This is a genomic window from Chitinophaga agrisoli, from assembly GCF_008386695.1.
In the GTDB taxonomy this organism is placed as follows: Bacteria; Bacteroidota; Bacteroidia; order Chitinophagales; family Chitinophagaceae; genus Chitinophaga; species Chitinophaga agrisoli.
The window spans coordinates 1,496,127-1,514,721 of sequence record NZ_VUOC01000001.1; the positions used below are offsets into that span (position 1 = coordinate 1,496,127).

Genomic DNA, 18,595 nt, shown 5'->3' on the forward strand with positions numbered 1-18,595 from the left:
TGAAATAATATGGAAACTCAGTATTTCCCTGCTAATCCTGCAGGGCAAAAGCTAAAGTCATACTGGAACCGTCCGGGCGGTAAGTTTGGCGTTGTTATAGGCCTGGGCCTTTTAGTAGTGATAGGTTATTATGTGATCCCTATACTCACCAACGTGGTATGGAACACGCTCCATTTTGGGATCGCCTTGGTATCCCTGGGTATATTCCTGTACTGTATTACGCATCGTAAACTACGCTTAAGCCTGTTTTACCTGTACGAATGGCTCATGAAAAAGCTGGTAGGCCTGGTGATAGAGCTGGACCCCTTCCTGATCGCAGAAGACTATATCGGCGATATGGAAGAACAGCGCGAAACCCTGTATAAACAATCCGTAGAAGTAGATGGGCAGAAAGAAAAGATAGACATGAAGATCCAGGAGAAGGAGAAGGAAGCCAACCAGCTGATGGCCCGCGCTAAAGCTGCCCAGGATAATAACATGCTGCCGGAACTGGGTAATGCTACCCGGCAGATAGCCCGTATCAAAGAATACATCCTGCAACTGGCGCCTATACGTGATAACCTGGCCAGGATCGGCGACTACCTGACTAAAGTACATAAGAACAGCGGTTACATGATTGAAGACGCCCGCAATGAGCTGGAGCTGAAAAAAGACCTCTATAAATCCGTTTCTTCCGGTAACAAAGCCCTGACCTCCGCGCTGAAGATCTTCAAAGGCGACCCGGAAAAGAAGCTGATGGTAGAACAGTCTATGGAATTCCTGAAAGAGGATATTGCCACCAAACTGTCCAGCATGAAAAAGGCGATCAACTACTCCACAGATTTTATGCGCTCCATTGACCTGGATAACGCTACCTACGAGCTGCAAGGCTTGCAGATGCTGGAATCATTTGACCCGGATACCACCTTCCGCCTGGACACGCAGAAGTGGCAACCGTCTATAGAGCCGCGTATGCCCGGCACCGTAGCAAAGGATAACTACAGCAACCTGTTGGATTAATCAATATTCATACACTTACAACTAATAATAAGCACTATGGCAATGAAAGTAAAACCCGGCGGTAAGATCCTGTTGATCGTACTGCTGTTGGGAGCGATTTATGCGGCAAAAGTATTATGGTGGGATAAACGTCCCCAGGAAGCGAAAGCAGCCGCAGATATTGGAAAGGTATCCCTGCCGGATGCACCGGAAGCATCGCTGAGCAAGGATGCAGTGATGATGTCCTTACCGGGCCAGGAAACAGCCGTAAACGGCGGTACCAGGATCGTATGGAAGATCATGGCCTGGAACTCTCAATTCCCCTTAATGTACGCCAACGGCGGCGCCAATACCACCAAAGGCTCCCTGATCGATAAAGCAAAGCTGGATGTGATCCTGGAACGTCAGGACGATTGTAATAAATCCATCGCAGACATGGTAAAGTTTGCACAGGAGTATAAGACCAACCCTAATACGCCGGGTGTATTCGCCTCCTTTATGGGTGATGGTATGCCTATGTTCTTTGCCGCTTTAAGCAAAGAGCTGGAGCCCCTGGGACCGGATTATCAGCCTATTGCTTTCTATACCATGGGTAAAAGCTATGGCGAAGACAAGCTGATGGGCCCCACCGACTGGAAACGCGATCCTAAGAACGCGCTGGGTAAAACAGTAGCCTGCGTACTGCGCGACGGCGATATGAATATCCTGCTGAAATGGGCCGGTGATAACGGTTTGCGCGTAAACCCGGATGAGACCTCCTATGACCGCAATGCTATCAACCTGATAGCCGCCAACGATTTCCTGGACGCCGGCACCAAATACATTGCCGGTTATACAGAAAACCGCAAGATGATCATTGATGGTAAAAAAGTAGCCAAAGACACCACTGTTGGCGTAGACGGCGTGTCTACCTGGACCCCCGGCGACGTGAACGTGGCGGAGAAAAAAGGCGGCCTGGTTAGTATTGCCTCTACCAAAGAGTATGCTTCCCAGATGCCTAACATCACCATCACCATCAAAAAGTTCGCTTACGATCACAGAACAGATATCGAGAACCTGATCATGGCCCTGTCACAGGCAGGCGACCAGGTACGTTCCTTCTCAGAAGCCAAGGCTTTTGCGGCTGGCGTATCTGCCAAAGTGTATAACGAACAGGATGGCGCTTACTGGCTCAAATATTACAACGGCCTGGAAGAAAAAGACGCACAGGGTATTAATGTTAGCCTGGGCGGCTCTATGGCCTTTAACCTGGCAGATGCGGCCAACATGTTTGGTTTAGGTAAAGATGGGCTGGACCGCTACAAGATCGTGTACAACACCTTTGGAGATATCCTGGTTAAAATGTACCCGGAACTGGTGCCTACCTACCCCGTGTATAACAAGGTGGTCGATAAATCCTTCCTTACTTCCGTGGTATCTAACCACCCGGAACTGATGGAAGGCGCCGCTATCCAGGAACAATATGCTACAGAGATCACCCGCGAGGTATCTTCCAAATCATATGAGATCCAGTTCGAGACCGGCAGCGCGGTAATAAAACCCGCTTCCTACACTGTTCTGGACGAGATCCTGAAAAGCGCCGTGGTGGCAGAAGGTCTTAAGCTGGGCGTATACGGCCACACAGATAATGTTGGTAACGACGCCGCTAACCAGAAGCTGTCTGAAAGCCGCGCAGAATCCGTGAAGAATTACCTGATCAGCAAAGGCTTATCAACAAGCCGCCTGGAGTCTAAAGGTTATGGCGCTTCCAAACCTATTGAAGATAATGGTACCGCAGAAGGCCGCGCCAGGAACAGGCGTGTGCAGATAGTACTGGGTAACTAATCATTCTATTACAAATGTCCTGTCCCATACAGGGGCAGGACATTTAATTTCCTATACCATGCATTTTATCAAATCCATTTTTGAACCACTACGTATCATCAGCCGGCGGAACATGCTGTTCCTGATGATCGCGGAAGCAGTGCTGGCCCTGGTTGCCTGGCAGCTGAGCGGCGGCGGGCTTATTCCCACGCCTGTCAAGGTGCTGCAGTCCCTGGGCGCCATTGTTACCGAACGTGATTTTATAGATAACCTCTTTAGCAGCCTTTCCCTTACCATCAAGGGCATGGCTATTTCCATTATCATAGCGCTGGTGATCAGTTACCTGTCTATGATCCCCTTTTTCCATCCTATTTCCCGGTTTGTGGTAAAATGCCGTTACCTCACCCTTACCGGTCTTATATTCCTGTTTACCTTATGGACGCAGAATGGCCATCAGCTGAAGATAAGCCTGCTCATCTTTGGTATTGTGCCTTTCTTCGTTACCTCTTTGCTGGCCGTTTTTGAGAACATCAGTGTGCAGGAGTTCGAGCTGTGTACCACCTTGCGTATGAATTCCTGGAAAACATGGCTGGAGGTAGTGATCCGCGGCCGGCTGGACCAGGTGTTTGAAGTAATGCGGCAGAACTTTGCCATTGCCTGGCTCATGATCACCAGCGTGGAAGGCCTGAGCATGAGCGAAGGCGGACTGGGCGTAATGCTCATAAAAGCCAATAAATACGTGCAGCTGGAAAAAGTATTCGGTACCCTGGTGATCATTTTTATACTGGGTGTTTTGTTTGATTATATCCTGGGCAAAATGCGCCACTGGCTGTTCCCCTATACCCAACTTCAAATCCGCCACTCATGAATTATACGAAACATAACGTGTTGTTAAAGGCTGATGGGGTAAACCTGCAGTATGGCGACAAACAGATCTTGCGTGACATCAATTTTTCGATCCAGGATATTCACCGGCCGGAAGTATCACAGGGCCAGGTAGTATCTCTCATAGGCCGCAGCGGCATTGGTAAGACCCAGCTGTTCAAGATCCTGGCAGGGTTAATAAAACCCACCAGCGGCATAGTGACCATAGAAGAAGACCAGCACCCGGTAGCTGCCGGCGAAATGGGTATTGTGCCCCAGCATTATGTGCTGTTCAACCACCGCACCATTTACCATAACCTGAAGATAGGGCTGGATAATGCCGCTGTAAAACTATCTGACGATGAAAAGAAAAGGATCATTGCTGATTACGCGGAGACCTTTGAATTAACAGAGCACCTGAAGAAATATCCCGCACAGTTAAGCGGCGGGCAGCGTCAAAGGGTAAGCATCATTCAGCAGGTATTGACCGGCAATAAGTTCATATTGCTGGATGAGCCCTTCTCCGGTCTGGATATACTCATGATCGATAAGGTGATCAAACTGCTGCTGCGCGTATCTACCCTGCATGAGCAGAATACGCTGATCATTGTAAGCCACGACATTGAGAATGCGGCGGCCATCTCTGATACCGTTTGGATCCTGGGTACGGAAGAAGGCAAACCCGGCGCCACCATTGTAAAGGAATATGACCTTTGTAAAACGGACCTGGCCTGGAGACCGGATATCCATACCAATCCTGATTTTATAAAACTGATACAAGAGATAAAACAGCAGTTATAAAAACTGCTGTTATGTGTGTAAGAGGTAGTGGATGGATACCCGTCCGTTCTCTTCTATAATAGCGCAGTGGTGGCGTTTGGAAATAGTCCTTACGGCTACTATGGCGCTATCTGTATTGATCACCATGAAAGGCTCGTCTTTTTTGCCATGTATATCTTTCATGCTATACACAGCGGCATGTTTAGGTCCGGCTACCACTACCAGGCCACCTGGTACATAACAAACAGCTTTGATCCCCTGTCCGGCGGCAAAATAGTGTTGTTGCACATTCATGTTATACTGGGTAGGCACCAATAATACACAGCCGGCTTCCGTAGCGGCTACAATAGTGGTGGCCGTATCTATGGTGCTGTCAGCCAGCATTATTACACTGCCCTTCAGGCGCGTGGCCTGCATCTCGCCAAGGAACGTTACCCGCAACACATATTCCCCATAATACAGGTAAAAATAATTATCGCGGCAGATCATCTCCTGGGCAGCGGCCGGCGCCGTAATAAAGCGCATGCTGTCGCCGGCTATCCGGCAATCATTTACATACCGGAGGCCAGTGGTAACGCTATAGCATCGCAGGGTGAGATGGTGATTGTCCTCTACATGCACGGTGAAAATATGCCCATCTGGCGACAAGCCAAAGCCCAGCAGGTTTTTGGGCAGCCATGTAGGGCATTTTATGGGTATTTTCTTTGGGAAAGCAGGCGTTTGCGTCAGCAGTTTATCCTGTAAGCCCACTGTGGTACCATCCTTCCAGCCCTTCTTATCGGAATAAATATTAGCCTGTAAATATACATTGTCAGAAAAAGAAGGATTGCTAAGGAACGTGAAGCCCGCGAGCTTTTCCACCGGCATGGACCACAGATGGTATTCCAGTTTGCCTTCCTCATTGGCGCGCACCAGGTACATACCGGTATCTTTTACCCCCAGTATCAGCAGCTGGGCGCCATAACTTACCGCGCCCACCCAACGGGTATCCCGGGCCAGTTGAAAGCTGGTGACCGCCGGCCGTGGTTTGGGCAAAGGTTTCCGGTTAGCGGTGAACCGTTGCAGGTCCACGGGTAACAGGCGGTCTTCCGGTATAAAATGCTGCAGCAGGGCTATGTTACTGATATCGTCTTCAGACAGCTGTTTGCCTATTACCTCATAGGTGATATCTGCGGCGGTTGTGGTAAGTTCCGGCTGGGAATATTGCTTATGCACGGCCATCAGCACGCTCAGGAAATCAATATGCCGGGATGCCGGCGTTTCCTGGTCAAATACCTGGCGCACATGGTCTTCCAGCGGGCCGGCTTCCTTATCGGCCGCTGTCATCTCAAAATAACGGGTAAGACAGGACACTGCCTGCCGGTTATCCTGCCAGCCCTGCATCAGGTTTTGTTTGGCCCTTTCCGGCTGTTGCAGCTTTTGTTCCATGATACGGGCCGCATCCAGCAGGTTTTGATGGTTGAGGGCATATTCAATACAACGCTCATAGCGTATGGCTGCCTGCTCCCGTTGTTCCATCCGCATATACAGGTCGCCGGCCTGTTCGTGCTGCAGCAGGCTGTCATACAGTTCAATGGCCTCCAGGTACAATCCGCCTTTCTCCAGGCAGGCTGCCGCCGCGGGTAAATTTTTGATATGTTCCTTATACAATGCAGCTGCTTCGCGGTAATACCGGCCCTGTTCCAGTGCCTGGGCTGCGGCCTGGTAATTGCCCAGCAGGTGGGCATAGATATAAGCGGCTTTTTTATAGTTACCGGCCGCCAGCTCTTTTTCTGCGGCCTGCTGGTATTTTTGACGCAGATCGGAGTAGTAATTGCCCACATTCCAGTTGTCTATGGGCTGTCCGCCACCCAGCCGGCTCAGGTCAAAATTGGTGGGCCGTTTGTCCAGTTGGGCAGAGGGGGGCGCTTCTCCACGGCCCATATAAGGGTCTCCCAGCGGTATGGCATATTGTAAAGCCTCATCCGGGTCCGTATCAAATAACTTCATCAGGCGTTGCAGCTCGCTGTCTCGTTTGGCCATCAGTTCCTCCATACGCATTTCCACCCAGCTTTCTATCCGCTGCACCCAGCGGGGCCGCCGCCATTGCCATTGCCATGGCCATTGCCACCGCTTACGTGGTTTACCGGTAATGGGCCGCTCCTCTTGCCTGTAGGGGGTGCTGCTGCTGGTAACAGGCGGCTTGCTGCGGTATAAGTTTTGCGCCAGCAGAAATAAAGGCCGCAGCAACATACCCAGTAGTTTAGACGGTATGCTGCGGTCCTGTTCCTTTTCCCTTTCCGGGATAATATCCGTCAAAGGCCGGTGACCTACAGACTCCTGGAGGGATTCGAAAACGGATGCGGCGTTAAGCCGCTGTACGCTCACCTCCTCCAGCGGGGCCGGCGCAGGTAGCCCGGTATGCGCAAAGGTCCAGTCATTGTCCAGGGGCGCGGGCCAAGCCAGCAGGTCTGCCAGCGATAAGCGGTCTGCGGTCTCAAAACCTACAAAGCCGATGGAAGGATGGTATAGCTGATAATCCCATACCAGCAGCTCCTGCAGCTCCGGCAGGGTTAAGACGGGCGTAAGGTCTGCATGCACAGGCAGGAACAATTTGCCGGCCACCACGCCGTAAGGATAACGGAGACTGTTGGCAGCGGGCGCTTTACCCTGCGGAAAGATCACCAGCAGGCCGGCTGCAGCTACCTTGTCAAATTGCTGCGGCACAATAAAACAGGTAAGCTGTTCTACGGCTATGCCCCAGTCGTTTATTTCGCGCAGCCATATACCGGGTGTGGCGCCTTGTATAAAAGCCGCGGCAACCGGGTGTTTGATATGTGGGTTAAACTGTAGTGCGAGCTGCATAATTTATTAAGCTATCAATGAAACGTTGGATATAATGTTGGTAGAAGTGTTTTCCACTCACATGTTTCTCCGCTTCGTTTAAAATAAAATAGGTATTGCCGCAGGTGGTCCCATCCGCCGCCCAGCAGGCAGTGAACTGGTCCAGGATCAGCAAAATGCATATTTCCGGTATGGTCCTGTCCGCGCTGCGTAAATACAACAGGCCGCGTGAGTCTACAATGGTCTCGCTGCCGTCCGGCCAGGTAAATGTCTCCATTGTTACCTTCGGGTTAAAAGGAGCAGGGAATGTGGCCCCTTTGCGCACGGCAGTGATCTTTGGCATGTAGCCCGGCCAGCTCGTCTGCCTGGCAGGCTGCTTTCTGAGTTTTATGCGGTCATCCTCCTGCGCGTCCACCACCCAGCTGCCAATCATCAATCGGTGAGCGCCGTTAACGTAGAGCCCTCCGATACTGCTTAATACGCTGTATCCGTTGTTTATGAATGAAGTTATCCGGTTCCGTACTTCCAGCCCCAAGGCATGCCGCTTACTCACAGACTCCAGTACCGCTTCACTCAGGTGTTCCCCTTGCCGGATAGTAGCATTGTCTGCATTGATGGAGAAAGTGCCTGCAGCCGTTCTTACAAAAAAGCAGTTAAGGTAAAATACCGTCTCCCTTATACCTGTTACTTCCTGTTCCAGTGATGTGCAACTTACATCCAGCGTATTCAACGATATTTCATACAGCTGCAGCCGTTTTTTTGAGATCATGTACAGCAGCAGGTATACCCGTGCCTTCTGCTGGTCAACCCCAAAATAATAATTGCCCTCCTCAATAAAGCTCATCACTTCATAAGCGCCTTTTTTGCGGGTATCCCAGTATAATACACGCTGATCCTGGGTAACCGCTAGTACGCCCCTATCTCCGAGATGGACAACAGTGTATTGATTTATTATCACTTTGGAGGTCGGAAATCGCAGCGGAAAAGGATCTTCCTTAAAGAGCACCGGCCAGTCGCCTGCTGGTAGAACACGGGGAGTAACGGGCGTTTTATCTGACTGTTTAGGCGGGGCAAACAGCAGCTCATCCAGGTCAAAAAAGGCATAGGCAACCGGCTTTTTACGGCCGTTCACCAGCTCATAACAACACAGCCCGCCATTCCGGTTCACGGTGATGATAAACCCCGGATGCTGGTACAAGCTGGCCAGGGCCGGCTGAAACGCGGGCGACGCCAGTGTTTGCTCATCGGTGATCAGGAAAAAGGAACGGTCGTCGCTCCGGGGCTGCTGTCCCAATAAAGCCAGCAGTGCCTCCCCGCTGTGTAAGGCAGTATCCATTTTCTCCAGCCCGTTAATAATACCGTCCTTGCTCAACAGGTCCAGCGGTTGATGGCTTTTATTACCCAGCGTATAGGCCTGCAGGCTGGCATGCGCCTTATTGTGGCGGGAGCAGGCCAGGGCGGCTGCCATGGCAAACACGCGCGGCAGGCCCCACATCTTTAGCGTGGTATCCACTAGTATTACCCATTCCTTATTGCGTTTGGAAGGCAGTTCCTCCCGGCGCAGGTACAGGGCTTCGTTATTAGCCAGGCGGGCGCTCAGCAGCTCATCATCATATGCCAGCTCACTTAACAGCAGGCGGTCAAAACTGCCGCGGTTCGTGATATCTGATACGCCGCCAAATGACTGGTCACTGCTGCCCTGGGCATGCATAGGTATCTTTAACGCCGCCATTACGCGTTGTGTTAAACGGGTAAGGCCGGCGGTATTTTCATCTTCTGCCAGTTGTGTTAGGAGGTCTTTTTCAGATGGCGGCGGTTCCGGTAGCGTAATAGGGGCCGGCGTTGGTATACGTTCTACGCCGGTGCGCAGTTTTTGTAACAGCGCTTCGGTGGAGGCATAGGTTTTTATTGCCGGCTCAAATGCTTCCAGGTCTGTACGGAAATGGCTCCGTAACCGCCGCCGCAGGTAAGCGGGCATGGTATCCAGCGTTACGTCTGTCGTTACGCTATCCAGGATGGCCTGATCATATTCACCGCTGTTAAACATGCTTAGCAGGTCATCTTGCCCCTGCAGGGTGGCCGCGTCTTTAAAGATGATTTGCAGCAACAGCGTTTTATTGCTGCCGGAACGGTATTCTGCCGGCAATTGCGAGATATGTTGCAGCAGTTGCACCACCCGTATCAGCAGCGCCATATCCGCTACTACGGTAGCCCTGTCTTCGCCTTCCGGTGGCAACACTAAGTTTTGTAGCGTATTAACAGTTATAAGGGAAGGATTCCCGCAGGCCGTCATCACCAGCAGTATGGATGCCAGGGGTGGTAAGCCCTGCGGGGCCAGCGCTTGCAGGATATTAACCAGCTCCTCCCGGTAACAGATGGTGGCTTGCTGCTGCCATTCAATTGCCTCCATGGGAGGCGCGGGAATATCGAAGGTAAGCGGCGGAATGACCTCTTCCTCCGACCAGTTCCAGAAATGGCCTGGTGGCGTGCTGAAATAGGCATTCAACCGGATCAGGTCATTAGTCATCTTCGGTCCTCCTTTCTTTTGTAAGCCGTATTGCACTACGTGTACAGGGTACAAAGTACTCCGGCGGTATCTGCTCCCATTGCCCCTCGGTATCGAACAGCAGCAGGTTTTGCTGCTGGGGGTTCAGCTTACGGGCTACTAATGCCGCTATCACCGGCGGGTCAAATTCAAACCCGCAGGGCAGCAATATATTATCGCGTAGGAAATACTCGCGGCCGGGCACAGGCGGTAGCGGGGTGCCCAGTATCAGCACGGTATTGTTTTCAGATACAGCAAAACGCAGGGGCTGCAGGCGGACCTGCGGCGCTCCCTCCGCATATGTTTTCCAGGTAGCCAGGTCCGTTAGCAGGGCATTGCCTTCCTGCGGTGTGCTGCAGGGCGCCAGCTGTATAGGGTAGGGGGCCGGTAATGCGCCTGGCATGGCGGATACCGGCAGCGTAACAGGCATAAACTCCTTTAAGGTTCGCCAGCGCACCCGGGGTAATTGCCCTATAGGTGTAGGCTTGCCGGGCGGGAACAGGCGTTCCTGTTCATCCAGCATATAGGTATGCAGCGTGGGTAATTGTTGCAGCTTCAGTTCCGCCCTGGCTGCTATGCTAATGCCCCTTACCCACAGTTCTTCCCCATGCGTGGCCGCCCGCAGCCCTTCCAGGTCCCGTACCGCGCCCAGCGCGGCAACGTCCTGGTGGGCCAGTACCAATATCCATTCTTTTATACCACTCATGCGGTTTGCATTATTTTCTGCCATAACTGGTCAATTGGCTGCAGCACATATTGGCGTTGAGTATCATTGCTGATCCATTCGCAGCGCCCGTTCAGGTAACGCAGCCGGTCTTTAATGGCGGAACGGTCTGCACGGGCGGTTTCCGGTTGGTCCCATTGGGCTGTTAGCGCCATCACCTCCTTATAGATCTCGTCCGCATCCGGTGTGCTGTTAACACGGGAGCGGGGATGGTTATCCGCACGTTCCTCATCCGCTTCCACCACGGTGTTTACAATACCGGCAATGATCTCCTGTTGCTCTTCCGTGTCCCAGATATATTTCAGTACCCACAGATCAGAAGGGTAGGCGGTAAAACGTTTGCTCAGCAGGGCGCTGGCGGCTATCAGCCTTTGCAGCTTTACCGCGCGCCTGTCAGATACCATAAGGCCGGCGTTACGGAGCTGTTGCACCAGCGTTATATAAACAGGCCGTATGCCTTGCAGGTCTACGTTGGCCAGTTGTTGTTGCAGCAGGCGTATATCTTCCGCATCCATAGCGGTATGCAGCGCCGTTTTAGGTAGTTCCAGGTTCCAGCCGGCGTGTAATACGGCGGATAACTGCTGCGGGTCCACATAATCACAACGTACCCGTATCAGGAAACGGTCAAACAGGGCCTGCAGCGCTTCATCTTCCGGCAGGTGGTTACTGGCGCCAATGATCATCAGCGCCGGCAGGTGGCGGGTTTCGCGGCCCCGGCGGAAGATCCTTTCATTCAGCACCATGAGCAGGCTGTTAAGGATAGCGCTGTTGGCATTCAGCAGCTCATCCAGGAAGATGAGCGAGGCCTCTGGCAACATACCTTCCGTATTGGTCACCAGGTCGCCCTCCCGCAGCTTGCGGATATCAAAAGGGCCAAACAGCTCATTAGGCTCCGTAAAACGGGTAAGCAGGTACTCGAAGGACTTGCCTTCCAGCAGCCTGGCCAGCTCCCGTACCAGCGCGCTTTTAGCCGTGCCGGGAGGGCCCAGCAGGAACAGGTTCTCACGGCCTGCCAGGCAAATGCCCATCAGGTCTATAATATCATCCTTGCCTACGAAGGTGCTTTTGAGGTGTTGCATGACATCATTCAGGCGGTCTACCAGTTGCCATACTTTCGTTTGTTCAGTATCCATTCGAACATTATTTTTTCAGAAGAAGGGGTAATTCCGGCCACAACTTTTCAGGATAGGCGCCCAGGGCTTCCAGCACAAGCGCTGTTATATGCGGGTTATTACAACGGGCCGTATCGCGCCGGGTAATGATCCTGTCCACATACGCTATCCGTAGCGAAGGGTGATCAAGGACCGTATCCAGCGCAGGCTCCGCCGGCAGGGCAATACCCGCGGCAGAAAAAGGCCATTGCAAAGCAGTGTCTGTAAGGCGCTGTACCAGCGGATCTCCAGGGGCCAGGCTCCTGGCCAGCTGAAACAGTTCCGGCAAATGCCGGAATGTAAGATCCGTTGTATAAATGGCGGCTGCATCTATTTCACCGGGAAACGGGATCAACAATACATCGAGTTGTTCATTTCCCAAATGACGCAAGAGCATCAACTGGATCACATGGTATAGGTAGCGGGCGCTCCAGGCAGCTGCCTGTGGGTTGAACGCCGGGGCATGGTGAGGCATCCCGATGACATCATTAACATAGTATCGTCCTAATACATCAATGGTTTCCTGCACATCATCTTCCCCAAACGGAAGTACTTCTCCGGCTACCGTTACACCAGTTCCCCCAATCAGATCTGATATAAAACCGGTTAACCTCATATTAAAAATGAAGATAATTAAACTTATTTAAACCCTTTATGCTTTTGTGATTAGCTTATAATTATTTCTTTCTGGCCCTTACATTTGCACCTATGATCAGAAAACTCATTGGCTTTTGTTGTGTATTCCCTCAGCTGTTGCATGCCCAGTATCTGCCCGGTAAGAACTATCCGCAGGGATATTTTCGTGATCCGCTGAATATCCCCATCGTACTGGCCGGCAATTTTGGCGAGCTGCGGCCTAACCATTTCCATTCCGGTATGGATATTAAGACCCAGCAGCGCGAGAACCTGCCTGTGCATGCCGCCGCAGACGGATATGTGAGCCGCATCAGCGTGTCGCATACGGGTTTTGGCAACGCGATCTACATTACGCACCCCAATGGGTATACCACCGTGTACGCGCATCTGAACCGCTATTTCCCGGAGCTGGAGCAATATGTGAAACAACGGGAGTATGAGCAGGAGGGCTGGGCAATAGACATTACCATCCCGGCAGACCGTTTCCCGGTTAAAAAAGGGCAGTTTATTGCCTGGAGCGGTAATACCGGCGGCTCCGCAGGCCCCCACCTGCATTTCGAGATCAGGAACTCACAAACAGAAAAACCGCTCAACCCCCTGCTGTTTGGTTTTGACGTGCCGGATACCCGCGCGCCGGAAGTATCCCGCATAGCCATCTACGATATGGATAAAAGCATCTACGAACAGCAACCGCTGATGGTGCCGGTAAAGAAGGCAGGCGGCGAGTATGTGACCACCCAGCCCATCATAAAAATACGCGCAGCCAAGGCAGGCGTGGCCGTACAGGCCATTGATCGCCAAAGCAATTCAGACAATCCCAACGGCATTTTTGAAGCCGTATTGATAGATAACGATATACCCAATATCGATTTTCAGCTGGACGATATTGGCTACGAAGAAACGCGTTACCTGAATGCGCATATTGACTATAAAGTGAAAAAAGGCGGCGGGCCTTTTCTGCAGCTTATGTTCTCTTTGCCCGGCAATATGCTCAACATCTATCACAACCTGAAAGGAGATGGCGCCCTGGACCTCACAGATGGAACGGCGCATGCCATTAAGTTGCTGGTAAAGGATGCCTATGGTAACAGCAGCACCGTAAGATTCCAGCTGCAACAGGAAGGGCAGCCGGCCCCAGCCCCGGCCTGCGCCAACACCATGTACCCGCAGTCGCATAATATCTTTGAAAATAACCAGGTGGAGTTTTTCCTGAAAGATTCCGCGCTGTATGATCAGATCTGTTTCACTTACCAGGAGCTGCCTAATAACAGTTCCAAGGCCTACTCCAACAACTATCGCCTGCATACGCCGCTGGTGCCCATACAGGAAGATTTTGAGCTGCGTATAAAACCCAGCCGGCCCATACCGGAGCACCTGCAATCCAAAATGGTGATCGTGCGGGAAGGGATGGGAGAGAGCGTATCCGGCGCGGTACTGGACCAGGGCTGGAACAAGAACGGATGGTATACCGGCAGCTTCCGCGATTTTGGCGTATTCCACCTGGAGGCGGATACCATTGCCCCAAGGGTTACTGTGCTGGGCGCTGTAAAGAACGGAGCCAGCTTATCCAAAGCGGTAAAGCTATCCTTCAGCATGAGCGATAACAGCGGCATTAAGAGTTACCGCGCAGAGCTGGATGGTAAATGGCTGATGCTCTCCCGTAAAGGCATGGTGCTTACTTACACATTTGATGAGCACTGTCCGCCAGGCGCACATAGCTTAAAGCTGATGGTAACAGACGTAGCAGGCAACATTGGTACACATACATTGAATTTTAGAAGATAGAACATGTTCCATTTAAAAGTAGGTGATAAAGCACCGGCATTTAAGGGCGTAGACCAGGATGGTAATACCATTAGCCTGGCATCACTTAAAGGCAAAAAAGTAGTACTGTATTTTTACCCGCATGATATGACGCCTACCTGCACCGTGCAGGCCTGCAACCTGCGGGATAACTACCAGCTGCTGCTGCAGAAAGGTTATACGGTAATAGGCGTAAGCGAAGACAGTGTAAAGAGCCATCAGAAATTTGCAACAAAGCATGAGCTGCCTTTTCCCCTGCTGGCAGATGAGGACAAAACGATCCTGAACGCTTATGGCGTGTTTGGAGAAAAAAAATTCATGGGCCGTATCTATGACGGCACGCACCGTACCACTTTCCTCATCAATGAAAAAGGGATCATCCACCGCATCATTGATAAACCGCATTCCAAAAACCATACACAGGAAATACTGGAAGCCTGGGGAGATTAGTTAATGTGCTAATATGCTAATGTGCTAATGTGCTAATGGGGGATGATGATACTATTTTAACCAAATACCCCCGGGACAAGGATAAGACAAGGAGAGCACTAGGAGAGGACAAGGAGAGGACTAGGAGAAGCCTGTTAAAATATCACCAGAAAGGGCCGGCCAAAGGATAATACCTTCAGACCGGCCCTTTTTATGCCTTATACGTAACAAAGTATTAATCCACTTTCTGGATCTTTACCCGTTTGTGATACACGCCGCTGGAAATATCCATGATATAAAGGCCGGTGCGCAGTCTGCTTACATCCAGGCTGTAAGTGGATTGCGGCGCCCTTACTTCCTTACGCAGCTGCTGACGCCCGTTAAGGTCGTAGATAGTTACGACATGGGAAGGATACTTGCCGGGCAAGGTATAGTTCACCTGCGTGCGGAAAGGGTTGGGATATACTACAGAAGGTATCTCTTCTGTAGCTGCTTCCTGTTTAACAGCCACCATTCTTGCGTTAGCGGCTGCAGCGCCCACTACGCCCCAGTTAAAGGCTTCCCAGCCCTGTGCTTCCGGACGGTTACAGTTCATGGCTTGTGTACCGTTTTCAGAAGATACGAACATACCGTTATTACCTCTCAGGGAGATAGTGCCATCCGCATTTTTGATCCAATCAAACTCTTCCCAGGCTTGCGGGGCAGGGCGGTTACAGGTCATGGCCTGTTCGCCGTTCTCAGAAGATACATACATGCCCTGGTTGCTGAGGGTAATCTTGCCATTACCCGCATCGGATACCAGGAACTGGTTCCAGCCGCCTACTACGGTAGCGTTACACCACATGGCGCCTACGCCGTTCTTGGAGCTCACGTACTGGTTGTTGAAACCGCGTAACCAGATAGTTTGGCCAATGGGCGCTACTGTGGTATCCGGGTCTTCTGTGGGCGGATTAGTGGTGGTATCCCCCGTAGCCGTGAACTGCATCCAGTTCAGGTTAAAACCAGCGCTCAGCGCCTGGAAACGGATGGTTTGCTCGCCTGCTGCCAGGGTGGCGGTGCTGTTAACGGTGGTCCAGGTTTGCCATGCGCCGGTAGCAGGTGCTGCGGTGCTGGGCGTCAGGGCGCTTGCGCCGGATAACAGCTGGAAGCTGCCGCCGCCATTCTGGCTGGCTACTCGGAACTGTACATTGTAAGTGCCGGCGGTCTGTACTTTTACCTTATAATCCATCCAGCTGCCTGCATCAATATAACCTACGTTCATGCCACCGCCAGCATCGGTAGTTACCTCTGTCTGGATGTTGTTCATGTCGGTAAAGTTCTCTGCCTGTACGGTGCCGGGAATGGCAATGGCAGGCGCAGGGCCGGTGGGCGCGCCGCCCAGCCACAGGATAGCGTCTGTAATGAACCGGTTCTGGATCTCGCTGCCAAAAGTGGAGGAGAGGCCCTGGTTGGTGGCGTAGTTCATGGCATTATGCCCAAAATTGGCATATACCATCTTGTAATTCTTGTTCGTCCAGATAATAGGATAGTAACCACTGGTCCAGATATTACCATTCTGGTTACCCAGCGGGAAGCTCTGCGGGTTGATGGAGCAGAGCACCTTGATGTTAGGGTTCTGGCGCAGGTCGTTGTTCCAGCTGTACCATTCGCTCACTGCGGAGGTGAAGGTGGCGGGCAGGCGCTGCGTGCTGGGATGGGTGCGGTCTTCGCAGGTCAGGATAGCGCTGGAAGGCCCCCAGGTGTTGCCACGGAAATTGCCGGAGCCCAGGAATGTGTTGTTGTACCAGCTCCAGTTATTGGAGTTGTCCGTATAAGCGCATACGTGGAAGCCCATCCAGCCTCCGCCGTTCTGCATATACGTTTGAAATGCCGCACGCTGTGCCGCGCCGGTAGGCGCATCATCCAGGAACAGCACTACCTGGTATTGCGAAAGATAGCTCGCATTCAGGTTGTTCCAGTTGTTGGTAGCGGTGTAAGAGAATCCGTACTGGGCAGCCAGCTGGGGGAACCAGCGGTTGGCTTCCTGCACAAAATTGATGTGGGCGGCGTCGTAGGTGCCGTTGTAGAACGCTACAACCTTAAACTTGGGCGTTTGCGCCTGTACGTTGAATGCTACGGACAGTAACATGGCAAGTAGGGCGAATGTGAGCCGCTTGCATAGGGACATGTTGGTTTTCATGAGGGTGGATTTAGTGGTTATTACGAATAGGATATGGATTTGCAGGCGCTACGACAGGTTAATGCTACGGGTGATATGGTTTACAAAGGCAAAGGCACAGGTACTGTAGGTATAGGCATTAACTTATACAAAAAAGAAAACGGGCTGACTAAAAAGTATCTTCATTTCACTTTTTAATCAGCCCGTAAAATTTATCTGCTCAGCTTATACAGCTGCTACGATCTACTATCTCTTCTGACGCTGTTTCTTGAACAGGTTACCAGTTTTGAACTTGTTACCTTCTGGACTACCTACGCGGTCCATAGCGCAACGGAAGCCAACGGTGTTGGTAGCCATATCTTCCTGCATGTAACGGCGGGTACCGGGAGACAGCCAATAAGCGCGGTCGTTCCAGCTACCACCTTTTACTACGCGGGATTTATCGTTCACCAGGGAAGTGACGCCGTAACCATACTGTACCTGTGACAGGGAGTCACCATCCAGGTAGTTGATCACATCACCTTTCTGGTAGTTCAGACGGTTAGCGCTTTCTTCGTCGGTCACATCGCGCATCTTCAGCACGCCCAGGCTATCTTTTTCAGGCTCATTCTCGCCATTCATATAGGTAGTCTGGAACTTGTTACCACGGAAGTAGTTAAAGTCATCCCCATCGATCGGGTTCAGTGGTCTGTAAACGTCCAGTACCCATTCGCTTACGTTACCGGACATGTTATAGATACCGAAGGTGTTGGGGAAGAAGGTGCGGGTAGGGCCAGGGATGGAAGCACGGTCATTCAGACCACCTGCCATACCCATGTTATCACCGGAACCGCGTTTAAAGTTCGCCAGGAACTGACCTTGCCAGTTGCCGCGGCGGATATCCCTTAAACCGCTGGTATTGGTACCCCAGGAGTACACCTGTTTGTTCATGATCAACTCCTCACCACGTTTACCTTCTTTCTTGGAAGGAGAGGGGTTCTGACCTACATAACCTAAAGCTGCATATTCCCATTCTGCTTCTGTGGGCAGGCGGTAAGCCGGCAGCATTACACCGTCTTCGAACTGGGCGGTACGGGGTGAGCCGTCTGCGTTCTTGAACTGGTCTTTTACAGATTTGGACATTTTACCGGGTGTACCTTCGTACAGGCCGGCGGTATATGCTTTGGTATCAAAAGTATTGTCATCTGCCTGGTTGGCTACGTCTGCTTTGTTCAGCAGGCCTTTATCCATCAGCATCTTTTCGTTCACACGGTTAGAACGCCATTTGGCATAGTCGGTGGCCTGTTTCCAGGTTACGCCTACTACCGGATAGTCGTTATAGGCCGGGTGACGGAAATAGTACTCTACCAGTGGCTCGTTATAAGCCAGCTCGCTACGCCATACCAGCGTATCAGGCAGCGCCTGGCGGTATACCTGCGGGAAAGATTCGCCATATACGCGCTGTAACCAGAAAAGGTACTCGCGGTAGTGTACGTTGGCAACTTCAGATTCATCGATATAGAAGGAGGAAACTGTAATACGACGGGGAATGTTGTTCCAGTCCATCATTACATCCTGTTCGGTGGCGCCCATCGCGAACGTACCACCCTGCACAAACACCAGGCCCGGACCGGTTTGTTGGTCCTTTTGTTTAGCCACGCTGAAACCACCCATTTTCGGGTCGTTATAGTTCCAGCCGGTTGCAGAGGATTTTTCCTTTTTCTTGCCGAAAAGCCCTCCGCCATCCTTATTACAGGCGGTCGTGGCCAGCATCACACTGGTGCCTAAGAGCAAAGACAGAGAGGTTAATCTATGCATGAGATTCAGCTTTTAGTATTGGTTTTATAGGTAAACGCAAATTTAGTACATTTTATTTTATAGTGAAAAAAATTAATTTGTAAAGATTTGGACTTAATTTAGCT

Annotated in this window: 13 protein-coding genes; 6 read left to right on the forward strand and 7 right to left on the reverse strand. The window is 51.5% G+C overall.

Features of this window, described 5'->3' with window-relative positions; genetic code table 11:
- Positions 1-9 precede the first annotated feature (9 nt).
- Genes F0L74_RS06285 through F0L74_RS06300 form a run of 4 tightly spaced genes read left to right on the forward strand, consistent with a single transcriptional unit; the run spans position 10 to position 4,446 of the window.
- Complete coding sequence (locus tag F0L74_RS06285) at positions 10-999, forward strand: hypothetical protein (RefSeq protein WP_149836949.1); 990 nt, start codon at positions 10-12, stop codon at positions 997-999.
- A gap of 36 nt (positions 1,000-1,035) precedes the next feature.
- Positions 1,036-2,802: an OmpA family protein gene (locus tag F0L74_RS06290; RefSeq protein WP_149836950.1), complete on the forward strand. Its 1,767-nt coding sequence runs from the start codon at positions 1,036-1,038 to the stop codon at positions 2,800-2,802.
- A gap of 58 nt (positions 2,803-2,860) precedes the next feature.
- Positions 2,861-3,649, forward strand: a complete 789-nt coding sequence (locus F0L74_RS06295; protein WP_149836951.1) for an ABC transporter permease subunit — start codon at positions 2,861-2,863, stop codon at positions 3,647-3,649.
- A complete protein-coding gene (locus F0L74_RS06300) occupies positions 3,646-4,446 on the forward strand; it encodes an ABC transporter ATP-binding protein (RefSeq protein WP_149836952.1) in 801 nt (266 codons plus the stop codon). Before F0L74_RS06295 ends, F0L74_RS06300 begins: the two co-directional genes overlap by 4 nt.
- Before the next feature lie 9 nt (positions 4,447-4,455).
- Here the strand turns inward: F0L74_RS06300 and F0L74_RS06305 are convergent, their stop codons facing one another.
- From F0L74_RS06305 to F0L74_RS06325, 5 genes are read right to left on the reverse strand one after another with little or no spacing between them, the layout of a single operon-like run.
- A complete protein-coding gene (locus F0L74_RS06305) occupies positions 4,456-7,269 on the reverse strand; it encodes a hypothetical protein (protein WP_149836953.1) in 2,814 nt (937 codons plus the stop codon).
- Positions 7,247-9,775, reverse strand: coding sequence for a hypothetical protein (locus F0L74_RS06310; protein ID WP_149836954.1), 2,529 nt, complete (start codon positions 9,773-9,775; stop codon positions 7,247-7,249). Before F0L74_RS06310 ends, F0L74_RS06305 begins: the two co-directional genes overlap by 23 nt.
- Entirely contained in the window at positions 9,768-10,499 is a 732-nt protein-coding gene (locus tag F0L74_RS06315; RefSeq protein WP_149836955.1) for a hypothetical protein, read from the reverse strand. The genes F0L74_RS06310 and F0L74_RS06315 overlap by 8 nt, the downstream gene beginning before the upstream one ends.
- Positions 10,496-11,650, reverse strand: a complete 1,155-nt coding sequence (locus F0L74_RS06320; protein ID WP_149836956.1) for an AAA family ATPase — start codon at positions 11,648-11,650, stop codon at positions 10,496-10,498. The genes F0L74_RS06315 and F0L74_RS06320 overlap by 4 nt, the downstream gene beginning before the upstream one ends.
- Before the next feature lie 7 nt (positions 11,651-11,657).
- Entirely contained in the window at positions 11,658-12,284 is a 627-nt protein-coding gene (locus F0L74_RS06325) for a conflict system bpX4 domain-containing protein (protein ID WP_149836957.1), read from the reverse strand.
- A 92-nt stretch (positions 12,285-12,376) separates the two neighbouring features.
- Here F0L74_RS06325 and F0L74_RS06330 point away from each other — a divergent pair, with 92 nt between their 5' ends.
- Entirely contained in the window at positions 12,377-14,089 is a 1,713-nt protein-coding gene (locus tag F0L74_RS06330) for a M23 family metallopeptidase (protein WP_149836958.1), read from the forward strand.
- A gap of 3 nt (positions 14,090-14,092) precedes the next feature.
- Positions 14,093-14,557, forward strand: a complete 465-nt coding sequence (gene bcp, locus F0L74_RS06335) for a thioredoxin-dependent thiol peroxidase (protein ID WP_149836959.1) — start codon at positions 14,093-14,095, stop codon at positions 14,555-14,557.
- Between the two features lie 214 nt (positions 14,558-14,771).
- On the opposite strand, the gene F0L74_RS06340 is transcribed toward bcp, so the two are convergent.
- A complete protein-coding gene (locus tag F0L74_RS06340; RefSeq protein ID WP_149836960.1) occupies positions 14,772-16,715 on the reverse strand; it encodes a ThuA domain-containing protein in 1,944 nt (647 codons plus the stop codon).
- Positions 16,716-16,940: 225 nt separating this feature from the next.
- Complete coding sequence (locus F0L74_RS06345; protein WP_149836961.1) at positions 16,941-18,491, reverse strand: SUMF1/EgtB/PvdO family nonheme iron enzyme; 1,551 nt, start codon at positions 18,489-18,491, stop codon at positions 16,941-16,943.
- Positions 18,492-18,595 lie beyond the last annotated feature (104 nt).